The sequence below is a fragment of the Mucilaginibacter sp. PAMB04168 genome, assembly GCF_039634365.2.
GTDB lineage: Bacteria > Bacteroidota > Bacteroidia > Sphingobacteriales > Sphingobacteriaceae > Mucilaginibacter.
Genome location: NZ_CP155079.2, coordinates 2578278 through 2597004, shown reverse-complemented (window position 1 = coordinate 2597004; position 18727 = coordinate 2578278). Strand labels below are relative to the sequence as shown.

Here is an 18727-nt window from a genome sequence, read left to right as displayed (position 1 = left end):
TAAGGCATTATGAAACCTCTGTACGTAATTAAAATAGGCGGCAACGTCATTGATAATTCTGAAAATCTCTATCACTTTCTGAAGGACTTTACGGCTCTTGACGGTTATAAGATATTAGTGCATGGAGGCGGCAAAATAGCTACTCAAATATCAGAACAAATGGGTATAGAAGCCCAATTGGTTGATGGCCGCCGTATAACAGACATAGAAACGCTGCGCGTGGTTACCATGGTTTATGCTGGTTTAATTAACAAAAATATAGTAGCACAACTACAACGTTTTGGCACCAATGCCATAGGCTTAACAGGTGCCGATGGTGACTTTATCAGAGCGGTAAAAAGGCCGGTAAAAACAATAGACTACGGCTTTGTAGGCGATTTAAATGAAAATTCGGTTAATGCTCAAAACCTGACTAATTTATTAGAAGCCGGCTTTACCCCTACCTTTTGCGCTTTAACGCATGATGGGGATGGCCAGATGCTAAATACTAATGCAGATACTATAGCGTCGGCCCTGGCAGTTGCAATGGCACCCCACTATGAAACCACTTTAATTTACTGCTTTGAAAAGAAAGGCGTATTACAAGATATCAATGATGAGGATTCACTGATACGTGATATTGACCCTTTACGCTATGAAGAACTGAAAAAAGAGCAAATTATTCATAGTGGTATGCTACCCAAGCTGGACAATGCATTTACAGCAATTGCTTGTGGTGTAAAAGCCGTGGTTATTGGCAAGGCAGACGAACTGAACAAGCTTCAACAAAACGAACCTTTTGGTACACGATTAAGTAAATAGATCATGAATAATAAAATTGCCATTTTAGGCAGCGGTAACATTGGCCTGTCATTAGCTAAAGGATTAATTAAGGCAAATAAATACGAACCCGAACAAATCGTTTTAACCCGCCGTAATGTAGCCGCGCTGGCCAGCTTGGCTGAGGCAGGTTTGGATACAACAGCCGATAACGCACGGGCGGTAAGCGAGGCTAATATTGTAGTATTAGCTATTTTACCACAACAGCTAAATAAATTGTTAGATGAAATAAAGCCGGCTATCAATATTGAAAAACAGCTGTTTATATCTGTTGTATCTGGCGTAAGCTGTGAGGATATCCGTAAACAATTAGGACTGGATGTACAAGTGGTTAGGGCCATGCCAAATACAGCCATTGCAATAGGCCATTCCATGACCTGTATTGCAACAGATACAGCCACAACCGAGAGTCTGCAGCTGGTGAAATCTATTTTTGATACCGTTGGCATCACCGTACAGATTAACGAAGAGTTGATGACCTCGGCTACTGCCTTATGTGCTTGCGGCATTGCTTTCTTTTTACGCTCCATACGCGCGGCTTCACAGGGTGGCACCGAAATCGGTTTTCATGCCCATGATGCTTTAAAGATGGCAGCGCAGACGGCTAAGGGAGCTGCAGATTTATTATTGCAACTAGCCTCACACCCCGAGCAGGAAATAGACAAGGTGACTTCGCCAAAGGGTTGTACCATAGCTGGCTTAAACGAGATGGAGCACCACGGCTTTAGCTCCGCTTTAATTAAGGGTATTAAACTCTCGGCCGAAAAAGCGGGCGCGTTATATAAGACTGAGTAACACTCGGTAAGTCCGTAAGAATGAACAATTGTCTATATCAGGCATATATATTTTTTCAATTCGTGAGCCGGTAAGTTTTACTTTAAAGGCTCTGTAACGTATTACTTATTCATGTTAACTGTAGAAAAAATAGGCGGCACCTCTATGAGTGCCTTGGGCGATGTAATTCAAAACATCATCCTGTATAACCGTACCGGTAACCAACTTTATAACCGCATATTTGTGGTATCAGCATTTTCGGGTGTTACTAATGTGCTTTTAGAAAATAAAAAGACGGGCGAACCAGGTGTATATCATTTGATTGCCAAACACCAAGATTTTCAACAGGCGTTAGAGCAATTAATTGTGAAGCTTAAGCAGCTAAATAAGCAATATGAGCCGCTCGGCCTTAATCTAACCGAAGCGGATGAGTTTATTGAAAAGCATATCAGACACGCCGAAGGCTTTTTAAATAATTTGGTTGGCATCTTGGCCTCAGGTTATGTAAGCACGGAGGGTATTTTGCAAGCTGCACGAGAAATCCTTGCTTCTATCGGCGAAACACATTCGGCTTATGTTTTTACTAACATTCTGCAAAACATGGGCATTAATGCTACGCTGGTAGATTTAAGCGGTTTTCATGATCACGAGCCTTATACCATAGATCAGCGTATTAAACACGCTTTTAAGGACATTGATTTTGCCAGCACTATTTGCATTGCAACCGGGTACACTAAAGGTACCGAGGGCATTATGCGTGAGTTTGACCGTGGCTACTCGGAAGTTACCTTTAGCAAAATAGCTGTTGCGGTAAAACCTGAAGAAGCTATCATACACAAGGAGTATCACCTATGCTCGGCCGATCCGGTTTTAGTGGGCGTTGACAATTGCATGCCGGTAGGTTTTACCAACTATGACGTAGCTGATCAACTGGCCGACGTAGGCATGGAAGCCATTCACCCAAAGGCATCTAAACCTTTAGAAATTAATAATATAAACCTGCGCATAAAAAACACTTTTGAGCCCGAACACCCGGGCACATTAATTACTCGCGAGTATGTTTCTCCGGAGAAAAAAGTGGAGGTGATTACCGGTACCAACAAACTGGTAATGGTAGATATTTACGACCCGCTGATGGTAGGCAACGTAGGTACGGATTTGCAGATTATGCAGATTTTTGCAAACCACAATGTAAGCTACAACTTTAAAGCCACCAGTGCCAACAGTATCTCCATTGTTATTTGGGAAAAAGATTATACCAGTGAACTGTTCGACGAACTACAATCAAAATTTGAAAAAGTAACCGCCGAAAAGGTTGCTATGGTATGTTTGATCAGTTCAAATATGGATCAGCCAGGCTTACTGGCCCGGGCAGCGCAGGCCTTGGCGGGTGCAGACATTAACATAAAAAGTGCTGGCTTTGCCTTGCGCCAGGTAAACATCCAGTTCCTGGTAGATCGTCAGGATTTTGATACTGCTGTTATAGCCCTGAACAAAGGCATGTAATGCAGCCGCGTGTGCAAATTAATTTTGGAGTAAAATTTTCATAAAAGTGAATTTCGCATATTGAATTAACGGTAGTGTATCTACAGATATTTCATTTCAATGGTTAATGAAAATTGCATTGTAACTTTTTCATAACCCGCTTTTATTCCCACCTATTTTTACGCATTTTAGGTTGACTTTAACGAAAACTCAACTTGAAATGCGTAAAATTTTACTTTTAGGCCTATTTTCGGCAGCCAGCATGAGCGTTTTTGCTCAGCAGGCAGCTAAAAAGCCGCTCGACCATTCGGTGTATGATAGTTGGCAGAGTGTTGCCAACCAAAACATTAGTAACGATGGTAAATGGGTGGTTTATGTGGTTAGACCGCAGCAAGGCGATGCCAACATGGTAATCACCACCGTTAAAAATGCCGGAAAAATCACCATACCGCGTGCAGATACCGCCCGCTTTACGGCCGACTCTAAATACGCAGTTTTTTTGATAAGGCCATTTTATGCCGCCACCCGCATGGCCCGCATTAAAAAGAAACGCCCAGATGAAATGCCTAAAGACACTTTAGGCCTGCTTACCTTGGGCGGCACAACAATAACCAAAGTACCCGGCGTACGCTCATTTAAGATAGCCGATAAAGCCGCAGTTATTGCTTACCTGGCTCCTTCTGACACAGTTCGGAAGCCGGCCGCTGGCGATACCTCCCGTCGTGCGGTAGCCACTACCATTGCTCCTCCAACCCGCGAAGGTGCAGACCTTACCATCAAACAACTGCTTACAGGCAAGCAACGCACCTTTAAATATGTAACCGAGTACCAGCTGAGTAAGGATGGCAAGTTTATGGCTTACGCCGTAACTGCCCCCCGCCGTTCTAAAGATGTGCAATCGGGCGTGTATTTTTACAATATTGAAAAAGATGCCATAAAACCTATCAGCAGCGGCCGGGGCACTTACCGCAATCTGGCTTTTGATGAGACCGGCAAACAGCTGGCTTTTACAGCTGAAAAAAATCCGGAGAAAGCACAGGTTAAACCTTTTAAGTTATACTATTACAATACATCTAAAGATAGCGCTACGGCAATTGTTGGTCCGGCTATGGCGGGTATTACGCCTAAATGGTCGGTTAGTGGCGATGGCCGTGTGTATTTCAGCAAAAGTGGTAACAACTTATTCTTCGGCACTGCTCCTATCCCTAAACCTGCCGATACCACGCTGGTTGAGTTTGAAACTGCCAAATTGGACATCTGGAATTACAAAGACGAATATCTGCAACCTCAACAGCTTAAAACCCTGCAACGCGATTTGCGCCGCAGCTATTTGGCCGTTATTCATCCGGCTGAGGCTAACGCTAAAATGGTTCAACTGGCCGATAAATATATTGAGAACATATCGCAGCCCATGGGCAACGACTCAAAATACGTATTAGGCACTACAGATACAGGCTCGAGGGTGCAAGCCCAGTGGGAAGGCAGTGGTAACCAGGAAGCTTATTTAATAAACACTCAAACCGGCGAACGTAAAAGAATTATCCCCCGTACAAAAGCACGCTACCTGTTCAGTACAGGCGGTAAATATGTAATTTGGTTTGATGCTAAAGATCAGAACTATTTTAGCTACAGCCTGGCTACTGGTAAAAAAGTAAACCTTACTAAAGCCACCGGCGTTAAACTGGGCGAAGAGGATAACGACGTGCCCGATGATCCAAACCCGTACGGCTTAGCCGGCTGGACTGCAGATGATAAGAACGTGCTGATTTATGACCGTTACGACATTTGGAGCATAGATCCTGAAACTGGCAAGGCTGTAAATTTCACTAACGGTGCGGGGCGTAAAAACCGTTTAATTTTCCGTTATCCTATGCCGGGTGGCGGCCGCTTTGCAGCATTATTTGGCGGTGGCAGCGTGGACGATGATGACCGGTACATCTCCACCAAAAAACCTTTGTGGTTGCTTACGCAAAATGAGGATACCAAGCAATGGGGCTATTACAAACAGGCGTTCGGCTCGTCAAAAGCGCCCGAAAAAATGGTGACTGCGCCTTACAGCTACAGTACCTTAACCAAAGCTAAAAACGCCGACATATATATTTATACCAAACAAAGCTTCGATAAATCGCCCGATTTGTATGTGTCTACTGATTTAAAGAAAGAAACCAAGCTAAGCGCTATCAATCCGCAGCAATCACAATACAACTGGTTTACTGCCGAGTTGGTAGAATGGACCACGCCAAAGGGCTACAAATCTAAAGGCATATTGTACAAGCCCGAAAACTTTGACCCGAATAAGAAATACCCAATGCTGGTGTATTTTTATGAAAAGGTTTCAGAAACGCTCTATAATTATCAGTCGCCGGCACCTACGCCTTCGCGCTTGCCTATATCCTATTTTGCAAGCAATGGTTACCTGGTTTTTACGCCTGATATTAGCTACGAGATTGGCCACCCCGGCCCATCGGCAGTTGAGTTTGTGAATTCGGGTGTTGAAGCGCTAAAGAAAAACCCTTGGGTTGACGGAAAACACATTGGAATACAAGGCCAAAGCTGGGGTGGTTACCAGGTGGCTTATCTCATTACCCAAACCGATATGTATGCAGCCGCATGGGCTGGCGCACCGGTTGCTAACATGACCTCTGCTTATGGCGGTATACGTTGGGAAAGCGGTGTAAATCGCCAGTTCCAGTACGAAAAAACGCAAAGCCGTATTGGTGCTACATTGTGGGAAAAACCTGAACTTTATATGGAAAATTCGCCAATATTCCAGTTCCCTAAGGTTAAAACCCCTGTTGTGGTAATGTCTAACGATGCAGACGGAGCCGTGCCATGGTATCAGGGTATTGAAATGTTTACCGCACTGCGCCGGTTAAATAAACCGGTTTGGCTATTGCAGTACAACGATGAAGCACATAACCTGGTGCAGCGCCGTAACCGCAAAGACATCACCATCCGAGAAGCACAATTTTTTGACCACTTCCTGAAAGGCGCACCACTGCCCGTATGGATGGACAAAGGCGTACCAGCTGTTGATAAAGGCAAAGACTGGGGTTTAGCCTTAAGCGATGGCGGTAGATAATTTAAGGGTTAACTACTACGGTTAATCCTTAAAAGGGTGCTTAGACTTTTCTAAGCACCCTTTTTACTTCTACTACTTTGGCTAGCATTAGTAAACTTTACTCCAAGTAGTAATGCCTGATCTGGTTTAACCTATCATCTAACTCGTAAACCCACGGGGTAGCAGTAGGAATATCCAGCTGGGCAACTTCCTCGTCACTCAGGTTATCAATATACTGTACCAGTGCACGTAAGCTGTTGCCGTGTGCACAAATAACTACTTTTTGGTTTTGGCGCAGCGCCGGCACAATGCTTTCATGCCAAAATGGTAGCGCGCGCGTCATGGTTTCGCTCAGGTTCTCGGTAAGGGGAAGTTCCCTATAAGTCAAATCGTTATAGCGCAGGTAATGGCCGGGGAAGCGGTCATCATCTTCGGTAATAGCAGGCGGGTGCTCTTTAGGGTCGCGTCGCCACTTGTGTACCTGCTCCTCGCCATATTGATCAATGGTTTCCTGCTTATTTAAACCCTGTAAAGCACCGTAAAAACGTTCGTTAAGCCGCCATGATTTTTGCACCGGTATCCACAGCATATCCAGTTCTTCGAGCACAATATGCAGCGTTTTGATTGATCGTTTGAGTACCGATGTAAAACCGGCATCGAAAGTGTAGCCATGCTTTTTAAGCAGTTGGCCGGCATGCCTGGCTTGTTCTACGCCATTGGCAGATAAGTCTACATCCGTCCAGCCGGTAAAACGGTTCTCCTGGTTCCAAATACTTTCGCCGTGGCGCAGTAAAACAAGTTTTTGCATATAATTAGCTATTCAACAGCAAAGCTAACTATCGGTTTATATTTTTTGCGTATTGATGATGAATGATTTATATTGCGCATACTAACCCATAATAAACCTATATTTTATGATTCCAACTACCCCTGTAGTGGTAAAGGATGGCATAGCCAATCCGGCACCGCTTGGTCTTTGCGCCTTTGGCTTAACCACTGTCCTTCTTAACATTCACAATGCCGGCTTTACCGAGCTTAGTTCCATGATACTGGGAATGGGCATATTTTACGGCGGAATAGCCCAGGTAATTGCCGGAGTAATTGAGGCTAAAAAGAACAATACGTTTGGCTTAACGGCCTTCACCTCTTATGGCTTTTTCTGGCTGTCATTAGTTGGTTTGCTGGTTATGCCTAAACTGGGTTGGGCAGAGCCCGCCAGCAACGGATCAATGGTGGCTTACTTAAGCATATGGGGCATCTTTACCTTTTGCTTGTTTTTTGGCACCTTGCGACTTAACCGTGCACTACAATTTGTTTTTGCTTCACTAACCATTTTGTTTGCACTGCTTGTTTGGGGTGACGCCTCTGGCGATGCAGGCATTAAGCACCTGGCTGGGTACGAAGGCATTGTATGTGGCGCCTCTGCCATTTATACGGGTATTGCCGGTGTTTTAAACGAGGTGTATGGCAAAACCGTGTTGCCTATTGGTCCGGTTAATGCTTAACAAAATTTCATAAACACTAATTTAGGTAAACATATCACATTGATGTGGGTGCCAGTTGAGGGGATAATTGTCAAACTTAACACACTACAAAGGCCGGATTGGGATAAAAACCAGTCCGGCTTTCTTATGTCAGTATAATTGAGGAAATGTTAAACTGATACAGGTTAATATTAACTGACACCTAAACATTTATCTTATGAGTTGGGTTAAGGTTTTATGAAAAAGTTACTCATCTGCCTTATGAACTTTGCCATGGTTACCGGGATGGTAGCTATCGCATCAACCAGCTATGCACAGCAGCCTAAACTGCAGCAGGTATATTCTGATAATACTTATCAATTTACCGGCGTAGCCATATCTGCTAAAAACCGACTGTTTGTTACCTACCCGCGCTGGTCTAAAACCTATAAATACGCCGTGGTTGAGGTAATGCCCAACGGCACCGCAAAACCTTTTCCTGACGCAGCCACCAACAGCTGGCAGCCAGGTGAGGATGGCATGAACAAATGGGTTTGTGTGCAAACCGCTTATGTAGACGATCAGGATTATCTTTACATTGTTGACCCTGCAGCACCTATGCTGGCCAAGGTGGTAGGCAACAGTGCCAAAGTGGTGAAGTTTAACTTAAACACCAATAAAATAGAAAAGGTATACCGTTTTACCGGCACTATAGATAACAGCAGTTACTTAAACGATATACGCGTAGATACCCAAAAGCAAATGGCTTATCTTACCAACTCCGGTACAGGCGGTATTGTGATACTGGATCTTAAAACAGGCAAATCGCGCCAGGTATTGCAGAGCCACAAATCGGTACGGCCCGATCCAAATTATAAATTTGTGATTGATGGCAAACAGTTAATGAAGCAGGGACAACCGGCTGTATTTAATTCTGATGGTATTGCCCTGAGTCCAGACCGCGAATGGCTCTATTATAAAGCTATTAATGATAAAAAGCTTTACCGTATCAAAACTGCTTCGCTGTTAAACGAAAAGTTAACGCCTCAGCAGTTAGGCGGCGAGGTAAAATACTTAGGAGAAGTAGCGAGCACCGATGCCATGATTTTTGATAAGAAAGGTAACCTTTACCTGGGCGATATGGTCAATTATCGCATGATACAAATATCTCCCGATTTAAAAGCACGCACCTGGTTTAAAAGCAAAAGCCTGATCTGGCCAGATACTTATTCCGTATCAAACGATGGTCACCTGTACATCACTACCTCACAAATTCAAAAGCAGCCCGATTTTAATAACGGCGTAAACAAGCGCACAGAGCCGTACCGGGTGTTTAAAGTAAAGCTACCGTAAGGAGCGTATAGAATATAGCGTTAGAAGCACAAGCCTTTTAAGGTCATCCCTTGTCATTTCGAGCTACAGCAAGAAATCTTTTCCATGCGACTAGCTTGTCAATTTGAAAGAATCTCTGATTGTAGTTCGAGATGACACTTTTTGTAATTCATTTGCTTCCCGGCTCAATTCCACATAGGTTAACCCGCATGGAAAGGGTTAAAATTCCGTTGGCCAATTTCCATGCCGGCGGCACGGCAAACGGTTTTATTGCCATACTTAAAGTTGATGTTATCCATGGCTTTATAGAGCTTTATTTGTTCCTCATTATCCTCAAACAAATTAATTTGATAGCTGCCTGTACAAAGCTGGCTAAGCTTTACACCTATTAAGCGTATAGGCCTGTGCTGGTTCCAGGCGCGTTTAAGAAGGTTTTTTATACCCGGAATTAAAATATGCTCGGCTGAGGTTAGCGCAATCTTCTCCTGCAAGGTATGCGTCTCAAAATTAGCGTAGCGTATCTTGATGGCCAGGCACGAAGCCAGTTTACTTTCGCTGCGTAATTTAAAGGCCAGCTCCTCAGTCATCGACACCAGCAGCGTTTCCAGCTCGTGCCTGTTGGCCGTGTCCTGATGAAAAGTATGTTCTGTTGAAATGGACTTGCGTTCGCTGTAAGGTATAATTTCGCTGTCATCAATACCGTTGGCTTTCTCCCAAATGTATTTACCGGCCCTACCAAATCTGCTCTCCAAAAAACGCGGATTTACACGTTGTAAATCTCCAATTTTTTCAATACCGTATTGATATAGCTTTTCGCAGGTTTTATCGCCTAGCATGGGTATCTTGCTAATGTTGAGCGGCGCCATAAATTCCTTTTCGCGACCGTGTTCAATTAACAGTTGTCCGTTTGGCTTAGCCTGATTAGTGGCCATTTTAGCTACCGTTTTACAGGATGCCATGCCAAAAGAAATAGGCAAACCGGTTTCTGTCGTAATTCGCTGGCGCAAGTCAGTCGCCATTTGGTAAGGATCATAATAACGGTCCATACCAGTGAGGTCAATGTAAAACTCATCAACCGAAGTTTTCTGATAAAGTGGTACCGTATCATGAATAATTTGTGTTACCTCGCGCGATGCTTCGGAATACCGCCCATGACTGCCATGCAAAAAAATAGCATGCGGACAAAGCTTATAAGCCTGCCGGCTGGGCATGGCCGAGTGAATGCCAAACGCCCGCGCCTCGTAACTACAAGAAGCCACCACTCCCCTGTCTTTTGAACCGCCGATAATTACCGGCTTACCTATCAACGCCGGATTTAATCGCCGTTCCACCGACACAAAGAAGGAATCGAGATCGATATGTACAATATATCTCTTGGACATCACGCTACAAATGTGGAAAAAAGAAATCACAAATTACTAATTTTATTAGCATTTTTGTTTTGGTTAGAAAACACAACATGTTGAAAAATAAAGACGTCTTATTTATCCTGGAACCTTCAGACACATTAAAACAGAAGGTTGCTGCAATGAAAACTGAGGTTGCGAACACTATCGGGGCATATGAAAGCAGGTATTCTAAAGCCCATATAACCTTATGGGACGCTGCAAACCTATCTCCATATTTGATTGACCACCTAATCTCAGTAAATGAGAAATATGTTAGAGCAATACGACCACAGACCTTGGTAGCTGGCGGGTTAAATTCTTTTAGTGAAAAATTTCCCTATACCGTCTTTATTCCTTTAGAAGAAACATCGACAATTGATAAGTGGTTCAATGAGCTGTATAATGCGATAAAGCAAAAAAAGAGAACGCCTCATATTACCATTGCCAAAGGATTACAACTCGAACAACGTCATTCCATATTTCGCTTATTTACAGATTTAAAAATCAATGAAAGCTTTACTCCAAACGGCATTACCGTGCTGGTAAGAGACACTTTCGATCATAACTCCCATTGGAAGCCTCATAAAACACTTTATTTCAATCAATAATTATTACGATTCATTAATATAAACCACATCTAACATGGAAGGATATTATGATTATCTTTTCTTACTGCAGCCGTCGGACGCGGTAAAAGAGCAGATTAAACACTGCAAACTGAAGGCCTGCGAATATATTGGCCATTACCAGGGCATGAAAGCCACTGCCCATCTTAGCATTTGCGAAATAACACGGCAAAAGCCGCATGTTATAGACTCTTACCTGCAAACCGTTAAAAACAAGGTAAACAGCATTCCACCCGTTAACCTGGAGATCAACGGCTTTGACTTTTTTATGCACAGCAATGAACATATGACTATTTATGCAGCCATTAAGCCTACCTATAAAACAGACAACTGGTTTGCACTACTCAAAAAGCTACTGAACAGCAAAAGGCCTTTAACACCGCACATTACGGTAACCCGGTATATTCCGGTGAATGATTTTTATAAGCTTTGGCCTGAATTGCGCCAGGTTCGTTACCAAGATAGTTTTGTGGCCAACAGGCTCACCATTTTAGAAAAAGAAACATTTAAGCCTAATGCTAAATATAACATCCGGGAGGAAATCTATTTCAAAAATGAGTTGAAAGCACAGTACTGACAATAGGCAGTAACCAGGATGTTACAGCAAACGTTGGAACTTATTCGTTTCACAAAGGGCACTACTTGTTTAACACCTGCAACCATTCAATGAGACGGTTAAAAGAAATCCTACCGGAGTTTAAAGGTAATTTTTATAGCTGAACATCAGCTGCTTAACCATAACTTTACATTTAGTTGCACAGAAATCGATATTTTTTCTACTTTTGTGGCGGGTAAGTCTTTTACGACCAGCTCCTCTTGAACTCCCCCAGGGTGGGAACGCAGCAAGGGTAGAGAGTTGAGCGGTGCGATAGAAGTAGCTTACCCATTTTTTGTGCCTAAATTTTTCCAAACGCCTCTCCTTCCCTTGCAATAAATCATCATTTAAGTAATCCTTTTAGCGAAATGCTTGTTTAGTTCGTAAATATGTTATGCAAATCAAACAACAAATAGATGGTGATGAAGGCCTGTTCTTTATCGAGAAAGACAATAAGCCGGCAGGTGAAGTACGCTTTATGATCAATGACGGTGAAATAGAAATTTACCATACCGAAGTTGACCCAGAATTTCAGGGCCAAAAGCTTGGCGAAGAACTGATTGAATATGCGGCAAATTATGCCCGCCAAAATCAGCTAAAAGTGGTGCCATCTTGTACCTTTGCTAAAACTGTATTTGCCAGAAACAAGGCACTGCAAGACGTACTGGCCTGATTAAATTTTAATATGCTTGACCTCATTATTATTGGCGGCGGCCCCATCGGCTTAACCTGCGGATTGGCTGCCCAAAAAGCCGGCCTCAGCTTCATCATCCTCGAAAAAGGAACGCTGGTAAATTCGCTGTATAACTATCCCTCTACCATGACCTTCTTTTCCACTTCAGAAAAGCTGGAGATTGGTGGATATCCCTTTGCCACTACTCATGTTAAGCCTAATAGAGCCGATGCTTTAGAGTATTACCGGCGGGTAGCGCTTAGCAATAGCCTGCCACTACAACTATTTGAAGAGGTGACTTCTGTTGATGCTGTTGAAGGCGGTTATGCGGTAAATAGCAAGAGGGGAAATTATCAGGCTCAACACATCATAATTGCCACCGGCTTTTATGATATAGCGGTTAATTTGGACATACCTGGCGAGAACCTACCTAAGGTTAAGCATTATTATCAGGACCCGCACTTTTTTACGATGCAAAAGGTAGTGGTAGTAGGCGCCAGTAACTCATCGGTTGATGTAGCTTTGGAAACTTATCGTAAAGGTGCGGAAGTAACGATGGTTGTGCGGGGCAATGAGATTAGCCGGCGGGTTAAGTACTGGGTGAAACCCGATATTCTGAACCGCATTGAAGAAGGCAGTATTAAGGCTTACTTTGATTCCAATCTAAAAGCAATCCGCGAGCACGAAGTGGACATTGAAACACCGGGTGGAACTATTACCATCCAAAATGACTATGTAATGGCCATGACAGGTTATAAGCCTAACTTTGATTTCTTGAAAAAGATAGGAATACAGTTATCTGACGACGGCAAGTTTATTCCACATTATAATCCGGAAACTATGGAAACTAATTTGCCAGGCGTTTATTTGGCAGGCGTAGTTTGCGGTGGCTTAGATACCCATTTGTGGTTCATTGAAAACTCACGTGTGCATGCGGAAATGATCTTGAGCGATATTGTCGAAAAACAACAACGTTAAAATCTTGTGGAATATCAGTATGAGCTGATCCAAGATAATACCCTGGCCGAATACGTAAGCTAGTTTTTGCTTACACAGATAGTTGCTTGCCATATTTGGCTGCGCCAAACTTAGCTTTAATTAACTCGAAACCGCCAAACAGTATGGCGCCAAATATCGCATCAGCCAGCAGCATGTTACGCTCAAATGGCAGCGCCATTAGCAATGACTCACCGTAACCTAAAAGTCCTTTATCATAATAGCTGCTGTACAACCATGGCTCAATATCAGTTAACAACCAGTGTATAGCCACACTTGCAAGTGATGCTAACAGCACATTGGTAACGTTTACTTTCTTAATCAGGCTACCGATAAAAATCATAATAATTAAACTACCATATAGCCACAAAGCACTATTGCCGTACCAAATAATTAGCTTAGAGGTATACAAATAGTTAATAAATATATCTGTTAAAAAAAGGGTAACTACCGTCAGCAAAGCAGCTTTCCATTTATCAGCAAAATAAGCGCCACCAAATATAGCCAGTGCACCCATCGGTGTAAAATTGCTCAGCATCGGAAAATAGAAGCTCACCAAACGCATAGCGCCGGTAGATATAACAGATGCAACAATTACCAGTATGAGAGCTGGTACGCTTAGTTTTACTTTTTGCAATGACATTTTTTAAAGTTGTAGATGCAAATTTATGAAATATTTATGTACCACCACTGTTCCGTTTACAAAGTAGCTTTCTTAAACTACACAAAACAAGCTAAATTCCATTAATTTCAGATAAACAAAACTTAGCATACAACGCAGTGTTTAACATGTACCTATAAAAAACAATGTTATGGCAACTAATGCATTAGAAAAAAAACCATTATTTGAAGGCTTAACCAAAGGATCTATAAATCTGGAGTGGCCCGAGCGTTATATATCAATAGCCGCTGGCGTAAAGATTTCACTGTCAGGCTTAAAAAACGTTTTTTCAAGTCCGTTTACCAGCATCTTAAAAGTTGGTGCCGGCGGCTACCTTATTACCCGCGGCATCACTGGTCATTGTGAGTTATATACCCAAATGGGTAAAAACAGCACCGAGCCGGTTAATGTAAACATCCGCTCATCATTTACTATAAATAAACCACGACAAGAAGTATACGAATTTTGGCGCCAGTTAGATAACCTGCCTAAATTTATGAAGCACCTGGATACAGTAGAGGTAATTGATAGCAAACGCTCGCACTGGGTGCTAAAATTGCCTACTAATGTAGCTAAAGTAAGCTGGGATGCTGAGATTGTAAATGACGAACCAGGCTACGCCATTGGTTGGAGTTCATTACCAGGCTCAACTATTGATAACGCAGGTAAAGTACGCTTTAAAGATGCAGAAGACGGCAGTGGCACCATTGTAGATGTAGTGATAAGCTACACTCCTCCTGCTGGTGGCGTAGGTACGGTAGCCGGCCACGCACTCAACCCTCTGTTTAAAAAGATGGTTGATGATGATGTTCGTAATTTTAAACAATATATGGATGTTGAAAGCACTGATAACACGCTAGCTGGAACGGGCGCTGATCAACCACATTCAAATAGCGCTGTATTATAACAGCTTGTAAACATAAAAAAGCCATGTTCGTTAGATCATGGCTTTTTTATGTGCGGATTCCGCCTTATTGTCCCATTATACAAAGCCAGTTTATTTTACCTGGACTTTTTGCGGCCTCTCTCTCCATACAGTTATTAATAACAAAAGAAGCCCCGCTCAAATGAGCAGGGCTTCTTTTGTTTGCTTGTATGTAAGAGTCTGGCTTATTTAACAACGGCCTCAACCACAGCTTTAAAAGCTTCCGGGTGATTCATTGCTAAGTCTGCTAATACTTTACGGTTTAAGCCAATTTCGCTGGCGTTTAACTTACCCATTAATTGTGAGTAAGAAATGCCATGCTGACGGGCACCAGCGTTAATACGCTGAATCCATAAAGCACGAAACTCTCTTTTTTTGGTTTTACGGTCGCGGTATGCGTATTGTAAACCTTTTTCAACTGTGTTTTTTGCAATGGTGTAAACCTTGCTGCGTGAACCATAATAACCTTTTGCAAGGTTCATGATTTTTTTCCGGCGTCTTCTCGACGCAACTGCGTTAACTGAACGTGGCATTTTTTTGCTCTTTTGGTAGTGAGTGTTCCATTAATCGGAAACTTGACGAACTCGAATACCTGGTTAAAAATTTAATGAATTACTTTCCGATACAAAGCATACGTTTAACGTTACCCATGTCAGCATCAGATACTAAACTGGTCTGACCTAAGGCACGTTTACGTTTAGTCGACATCTTGGTTAAGATGTGGCTTTTGTATGCGTTTTTTCTGGCAATTTTACCGGTTCCAGTAAGCTTAAAACGCTTTTTAGCACTGGAATTGGTCTTCATTTTTGGCATAACACTTATTTATTTAATTTCTACGCTTCACCAGCGTATTATCTTTACACAGCACAAAGGCTGGTTTCAGTCAACTATTTTTTGGCTGCTTTAGGGCCAACTATCAAAAACATACGCTTACCTTCAAGCTTGGGCAATTGCTCCACCTTGCCAACTTCTTCCAAAGCCTGTGCAAATTTAAGCAATAAAATCTCACCCTGCTCTTTGTAAACAATCGCACGACCTTTAAAGTGTACGTAAGCTCTAACTTTTTCACCAGCCTCTAAAAAGCTGATCGCATGCTTCAGTTTAAAATTAAAGTCATGATCATCAGTATTTGGGCCAAAACGTATCTCTTTAATTACGGTTTGCTTAGCGTTGCTCTTGATCTCTTTTAGCTTTTTCTTTTGCTCGTAGATAAACTTATTATAGTCGATCACACGGCAAACAGGCGGAACAGCATTAGGCGATATTTCAACCAGATCCAGCTCCTGCTCTTGCGCTATAGCCAAAGCTTCGCGGGTTGGGTATACACCCTGCTCCACGTTATCTCCCACAAGGCGAACCTCGGGAGCTTTGATGAAGTTATTAATATTGTGCTCTGCTTCCTTTTTCTTGAAAGGAGGCCGTGGCCCTCTGTTGAAATTCGGTCTTCCTAATGCCAAGTTATATGGTTATTTCTTTAACTAATTGTTGTTTAAAATCTTCAATACTTATACTTCCCAAATCACCTACGCCGTGCTTACGAACAGAAATCGTGCCATCGGCAGCTTCCTTCTCGCCTACTATAAGCATGTATGGAATCTTTTTGACTTCAGCATCACGTATCTTTCTGCCTATCTTCTCATCTCTAAAGTCAATCAGCCCGCGAATATCGGAATTATTTAACATTTGTGAAAGTTTTTTCGCATAATCCTCATACTTTTCAGATATAGGCAGGATTACATATTGCTCGGGCGACAACCACAGCGGGAAGTTGCCTGCACAGTGTTCAATTAAAACAGCTACAAACCTTTCTAACGAACCAAATGGCGCCCGGTGAATCATTACCGGACGATGTTTTAAGTTGTCGCTTCCGGTATATTCCAGCTCAAAACGCTCAGGCAGGTTGTAATCAACCTGTATAGTACCTAATTGCCATTTACGGCCCAGGGCATCTTTCACCATAAAATCAAGCTTGGGGCCATAAAATGCTGCTTCACCGTATTCAACTACAGTTGGTAAACCTTTTTCGGCAGCTGCTTCAATAATTGCGCTTTCTGCCAAGGCCCAGTTCTCGTCGGTGCCAATGTACTTAGCTTTGTTTTCGGGATCTCGCAGAGACACCTGTGCCGTATAATCTTCAAAACCTAAGGCCGAAAACACATACAACACCAGGTCGATTACCTTTTTAAATTCTTCTTTTACCTGATCTGGACGGCAAAATAAGTGAGCGTCGTCCTGTGTAAAGCCACGCACACGCGTTAAGCCATGTAATTCCCCGCTTTGTTCGTAACGGTATACGGTACCAAATTCGGCAAAACGTACAGGTAAATCCTTGTACGAACGCGGTTTAACTTTATATATCTCGCAATGGTGCGGGCAGTTCATCGGTTTTAAAAAGAACTCCTCTCCCTCCTGCGGTGTTTGAATAGGCTGAAAGCTATCCTTGCCATATTTTTCGTAATGGCCCGATGTTACGTAGAGGTTTTTATGACCGATGTGCGGGGTAATTACCTGCTCATAACCCGCAGCTACTTGTGCGCGCTGCATAAAGTTAACCAGGCGCTCACGCAGTGCAGTACCTTTGGGCAACCACAAAGGCAAGCCCATGCCCACTTTTTCAGAAAAAGCAAAGAGCTCCAGTTCTTTACCTAATTTACGGTGGTCGCGTTTCTTGGCTTCTTCCAGTACGCGCAAATATTCGGTTAACTCGCCTTGTTTAGGAAAGGTAACGGCATATATACGGGTAAGCTGCTTGCGCGTTTCATCGCCGCGCCAGTAGGCACCGGCCACGTTCATTAGCTTTACTGCTTTTACAAAACCGGTGTTAGGTATATGCGGACCACGACATAAATCCGTAAAGTTGCCCTGGCTATAAAAAGTTATAGAACCGTCGGGCAGGTCTTTGATCAAGTCAAGCTTGTATTCGTCGCCTTTTTCGGTAAAGTATTCGATAGCGTCCGCTTTACTAACCGGCTTGCGCACGTAGTCAGATTTTGCTTTAGCCAGCTCCACCATTTTATCTTCAACGGCTTTAAATTCCTCTTGTGAGAAGGTACGGTCGCCAAAGTCAACATCGTAGTAAAAACCGGTTTCGATAGCCGGACCAATACCAAACTTAGTGCCCGGATACAAGGCTTCTAAAGCCTCGGCCATTAAGTGGGCTGATGAATGCCAGAAAGTTGATTTACCATCAGCATCGTTCCAGGTAAGCAGCTTAACTTTTGCGTCTTGCTCAATTGGCCGGTTGGCGTCCCATACGGTGCCGTCAACCTCGGCAGCTAAAACGTTACGTGCTAATCCTTCTGAAATAGATTGTGCAATTTGCATGGAGGTAGTTCCTTTTTCGTACTCACGAACGGAACCATCAGGAAGTGTAATCTTAATCATCTACAACTATGATTTATGTTCTTAAAATGAAAAATATAAAATTACTTACAACAGTGATTTATGAGTTGGCTGCAAAAATAGAATAATTTGTATGAAATCGTTAGCCTGATATGAAAGGATGACAACTGGTTATTGTTGAAAATAACTATTTGCTATTTGATGACTTAATTAAGCGCTTGTCTGCAATCGCAAATAATATAACTGTAGTAGTAAGCTGTATGCCAGCGGTGGTTACAAAACAAAGCATCCTCACAAACAGTGTAATATTTTTAAAAGCCAAATTAAAAACTTCCGGCATCCAAACTAATGGTAGCAAAGTGAATGCAGAAAAGAATAGTAAAAGCCATTTAATGGTACTTGAACCGCGATAAATTGCACTGGTTATGGCGCAACCAACTATGATTATGGTGAACATTGATGGCAGTTCTTTTGACGAAATAGACCCATCAAGTATAAATGGCACAATGTTAAGTAATATTGAAAAACCATAGACATACGCCAGCTTCGTTTGTAACTTGTATTCCATTTAATGCAGTAAATAGCTA

At 42.7% G+C, this 18727-nt stretch carries 19 protein-coding genes and 1 other RNA gene; 12 read left to right on the top strand and 8 right to left on the bottom strand.

Translation table 11 applies throughout. The annotated features are described in order from the left end of the window. Nucleotides 1–9: 9 nt before the first annotated feature. The 4 genes from argB to ABDD94_RS10990 all read left to right on the top strand — a co-directional run bounded on the left by argB (nucleotide 10) and on the right by ABDD94_RS10990 (nucleotide 6160). Complete coding sequence (gene argB, locus ABDD94_RS11005; protein ID WP_345955911.1) at nucleotides 10–801, top strand: acetylglutamate kinase; 792 nt, start codon at nucleotides 10–12, stop codon at nucleotides 799–801. A gap of 3 nt (nucleotides 802–804) precedes the next feature. Then, nucleotides 805–1614 carry a pyrroline-5-carboxylate reductase gene (proC, locus tag ABDD94_RS11000; protein WP_345955910.1) on the top strand — a complete coding sequence of 270 codons (810 nt, stop codon included), beginning with the start codon at nucleotides 805–807 and terminating at the stop codon, nucleotides 1612–1614. A gap of 111 nt (nucleotides 1615–1725) precedes the next feature. Next, the gene (locus ABDD94_RS10995) at nucleotides 1726–3099 is read left to right on the top strand and encodes an aspartate kinase (RefSeq protein WP_345955909.1); all 1374 of its coding nucleotides are present in this window, start codon (nucleotides 1726–1728) and stop codon (nucleotides 3097–3099) included. A gap of 199 nt (nucleotides 3100–3298) precedes the next feature. After that, complete coding sequence (locus ABDD94_RS10990; RefSeq protein ID WP_345955908.1) at nucleotides 3299–6160, top strand: prolyl oligopeptidase family serine peptidase; 2862 nt, start codon at nucleotides 3299–3301, stop codon at nucleotides 6158–6160. Between the two features lie 97 nt (nucleotides 6161–6257). On the opposite strand, the gene gpmA is transcribed toward ABDD94_RS10990, so the two are convergent. After that, a complete protein-coding gene (gpmA, locus tag ABDD94_RS10985) occupies nucleotides 6258–6947 on the bottom strand; it encodes a 2,3-diphosphoglycerate-dependent phosphoglycerate mutase (RefSeq protein ID WP_345955907.1) in 690 nt (229 codons plus the stop codon). Between the two features lie 106 nt (nucleotides 6948–7053). Here gpmA and ABDD94_RS10980 point away from each other — a divergent pair, with 106 nt between their 5' ends. Both ABDD94_RS10980 and ABDD94_RS10975 read left to right on the top strand, forming a co-directional pair. Further along, nucleotides 7054–7644: an acetate uptake transporter gene (locus ABDD94_RS10980; RefSeq protein WP_345955906.1), complete on the top strand. Its 591-nt coding sequence runs from the start codon at nucleotides 7054–7056 to the stop codon at nucleotides 7642–7644. A gap of 216 nt (nucleotides 7645–7860) precedes the next feature. Beyond that, nucleotides 7861–8955, top strand: a complete 1095-nt coding sequence (locus ABDD94_RS10975; RefSeq protein WP_345955905.1) for an L-dopachrome tautomerase-related protein — start codon at nucleotides 7861–7863, stop codon at nucleotides 8953–8955. A gap of 179 nt (nucleotides 8956–9134) precedes the next feature. Here the strand turns inward: ABDD94_RS10975 and dinB are convergent, their stop codons facing one another. Next, complete coding sequence (gene dinB, locus ABDD94_RS10970; RefSeq protein WP_345955904.1) at nucleotides 9135–10316, bottom strand: DNA polymerase IV; 1182 nt, start codon at nucleotides 10314–10316, stop codon at nucleotides 9135–9137. Nucleotides 10317–10393: 77 nt separating this feature from the next. On the opposite strand from dinB, the gene ABDD94_RS10965 reads away from it, so the two are divergent. The 5 genes from ABDD94_RS10965 to ABDD94_RS10945 all read left to right on the top strand — a co-directional run bounded on the left by ABDD94_RS10965 (nucleotide 10394) and on the right by ABDD94_RS10945 (nucleotide 13194). Next, the gene (locus ABDD94_RS10965) at nucleotides 10394–10930 is read left to right on the top strand and encodes a 2'-5' RNA ligase family protein (RefSeq protein WP_345955903.1); all 537 of its coding nucleotides are present in this window, start codon (nucleotides 10394–10396) and stop codon (nucleotides 10928–10930) included. Nucleotides 10931–10964: 34 nt separating this feature from the next. Then, a complete protein-coding gene (locus tag ABDD94_RS10960) occupies nucleotides 10965–11525 on the top strand; it encodes a 2'-5' RNA ligase family protein (RefSeq protein ID WP_345955902.1) in 561 nt (186 codons plus the stop codon). 212 nt (nucleotides 11526–11737) lie between these two features. After that, nucleotides 11738–11836: signal recognition particle sRNA small type (ffs, locus tag ABDD94_RS10955), an RNA gene on the top strand. A 101-nt stretch (nucleotides 11837–11937) separates the two neighbouring features. Beyond that, complete coding sequence (locus ABDD94_RS10950) at nucleotides 11938–12216, top strand: GNAT family N-acetyltransferase (protein ID WP_345955901.1); 279 nt, start codon at nucleotides 11938–11940, stop codon at nucleotides 12214–12216. Nucleotides 12217–12228: 12 nt separating this feature from the next. Beyond that, nucleotides 12229–13194, top strand: coding sequence for a YpdA family putative bacillithiol disulfide reductase (locus ABDD94_RS10945; RefSeq protein WP_345955900.1), 966 nt, complete (start codon nucleotides 12229–12231; stop codon nucleotides 13192–13194). 70 nt (nucleotides 13195–13264) lie between these two features. Here ABDD94_RS10945 and ABDD94_RS10940 read toward each other — a convergent pair whose 3' ends face one another. Further along, on the bottom strand, nucleotides 13265–13855 hold the full coding sequence (locus tag ABDD94_RS10940; RefSeq protein ID WP_345952054.1) for a DUF6580 family putative transport protein: 591 nt from the start codon (nucleotides 13853–13855) through the stop codon (nucleotides 13265–13267). 169 nt (nucleotides 13856–14024) lie between these two features. Between ABDD94_RS10940 and ABDD94_RS10935 the strand changes: the two genes are divergently transcribed. After that, entirely contained in the window at nucleotides 14025–14780 is a 756-nt protein-coding gene (locus tag ABDD94_RS10935; RefSeq protein WP_345955899.1) for an SRPBCC family protein, read from the top strand. 203 nt (nucleotides 14781–14983) lie between these two features. Here the strand turns inward: ABDD94_RS10935 and rplT are convergent, their stop codons facing one another. The 5 genes from rplT to ABDD94_RS10910 form a co-directional block, all read right to left on the bottom strand. Beyond that, nucleotides 14984–15331, bottom strand: a complete 348-nt coding sequence (gene rplT / locus ABDD94_RS10930; RefSeq protein WP_345952056.1) for a 50S ribosomal protein L20 — start codon at nucleotides 15329–15331, stop codon at nucleotides 14984–14986. Nucleotides 15332–15410: 79 nt separating this feature from the next. After that, nucleotides 15411–15611 carry a 50S ribosomal protein L35 gene (gene rpmI / locus ABDD94_RS10925; protein WP_090525627.1) on the bottom strand — a complete coding sequence of 67 codons (201 nt, stop codon included), beginning with the start codon at nucleotides 15609–15611 and terminating at the stop codon, nucleotides 15411–15413. A gap of 74 nt (nucleotides 15612–15685) precedes the next feature. Next, entirely contained in the window at nucleotides 15686–16255 is a 570-nt protein-coding gene (gene infC, locus ABDD94_RS10920; RefSeq protein WP_345952057.1) for a translation initiation factor IF-3, read from the bottom strand. Nucleotide 16256: 1 nt separating this feature from the next. Next, complete coding sequence (gene thrS, locus ABDD94_RS10915) at nucleotides 16257–18182, bottom strand: threonine--tRNA ligase (protein WP_345952058.1); 1926 nt, start codon at nucleotides 18180–18182, stop codon at nucleotides 16257–16259. A gap of 145 nt (nucleotides 18183–18327) precedes the next feature. Beyond that, nucleotides 18328–18708, bottom strand: coding sequence for a hypothetical protein (locus tag ABDD94_RS10910; RefSeq protein WP_345955898.1), 381 nt, complete (start codon nucleotides 18706–18708; stop codon nucleotides 18328–18330). Nucleotides 18709–18727: the final 19 nt, after the last annotated feature.

What these genes read in the sequence shown, in the direction of transcription:
- ABDD94_RS10995 (WP_345955909.1), top strand. Translation starts at nt 1,726, where the DNA reads ATGTTAACTGTAGAAAAAATAGGCGGCACCTCTATGAGTGCCTTGGGC.
- ABDD94_RS10945 (WP_345955900.1), top strand. Translation starts at nt 12,229, where the DNA reads ATGCTTGACCTCATTATTATTGGCGGCGGCCCCATCGGCTTAACCTGC.
- ABDD94_RS10975 (WP_345955905.1), top strand. Translation starts at nt 7,861, where the DNA reads ATGAAAAAGTTACTCATCTGCCTTATGAACTTTGCCATGGTTACCGGG.
- rplT (WP_345952056.1), bottom strand. Translation starts at nt 15,331, where the DNA reads ATGCCACGTTCAGTTAACGCAGTTGCGTCGAGAAGACGCCGGAAAAAA.
- ABDD94_RS10980 (WP_345955906.1), top strand. Translation starts at nt 7,054, where the DNA reads ATGATTCCAACTACCCCTGTAGTGGTAAAGGATGGCATAGCCAATCCG.
- ABDD94_RS10940 (WP_345952054.1), bottom strand. Translation starts at nt 13,855, where the DNA reads ATGTCATTGCAAAAAGTAAAACTAAGCGTACCAGCTCTCATACTGGTA.
- ABDD94_RS10935 (WP_345955899.1), top strand. Translation starts at nt 14,025, where the DNA reads ATGGCAACTAATGCATTAGAAAAAAAACCATTATTTGAAGGCTTAACC.
- ABDD94_RS10965 (WP_345955903.1), top strand. Translation starts at nt 10,394, where the DNA reads ATGTTGAAAAATAAAGACGTCTTATTTATCCTGGAACCTTCAGACACA.
- ABDD94_RS10990 (WP_345955908.1), top strand. Translation starts at nt 3,299, where the DNA reads ATGCGTAAAATTTTACTTTTAGGCCTATTTTCGGCAGCCAGCATGAGC.
- ABDD94_RS10950 (WP_345955901.1), top strand. Translation starts at nt 11,938, where the DNA reads ATGCAAATCAAACAACAAATAGATGGTGATGAAGGCCTGTTCTTTATC.
- argB (WP_345955911.1), top strand. Translation starts at nt 10, where the DNA reads ATGAAACCTCTGTACGTAATTAAAATAGGCGGCAACGTCATTGATAAT.
- proC (WP_345955910.1), top strand. Translation starts at nt 805, where the DNA reads ATGAATAATAAAATTGCCATTTTAGGCAGCGGTAACATTGGCCTGTCA.
- gpmA (WP_345955907.1), bottom strand. Translation starts at nt 6,947, where the DNA reads ATGCAAAAACTTGTTTTACTGCGCCACGGCGAAAGTATTTGGAACCAG.
- thrS (WP_345952058.1), bottom strand. Translation starts at nt 18,182, where the DNA reads ATGATTAAGATTACACTTCCTGATGGTTCCGTTCGTGAGTACGAAAAA.
- ABDD94_RS10960 (WP_345955902.1), top strand. Translation starts at nt 10,965, where the DNA reads ATGGAAGGATATTATGATTATCTTTTCTTACTGCAGCCGTCGGACGCG.
- ABDD94_RS10910 (WP_345955898.1), bottom strand. Translation starts at nt 18,708, where the DNA reads ATGGAATACAAGTTACAAACGAAGCTGGCGTATGTCTATGGTTTTTCA.
- dinB (WP_345955904.1), bottom strand. Translation starts at nt 10,316, where the DNA reads ATGTCCAAGAGATATATTGTACATATCGATCTCGATTCCTTCTTTGTG.
- rpmI (WP_090525627.1), bottom strand. Translation starts at nt 15,611, where the DNA reads ATGCCAAAAATGAAGACCAATTCCAGTGCTAAAAAGCGTTTTAAGCTT.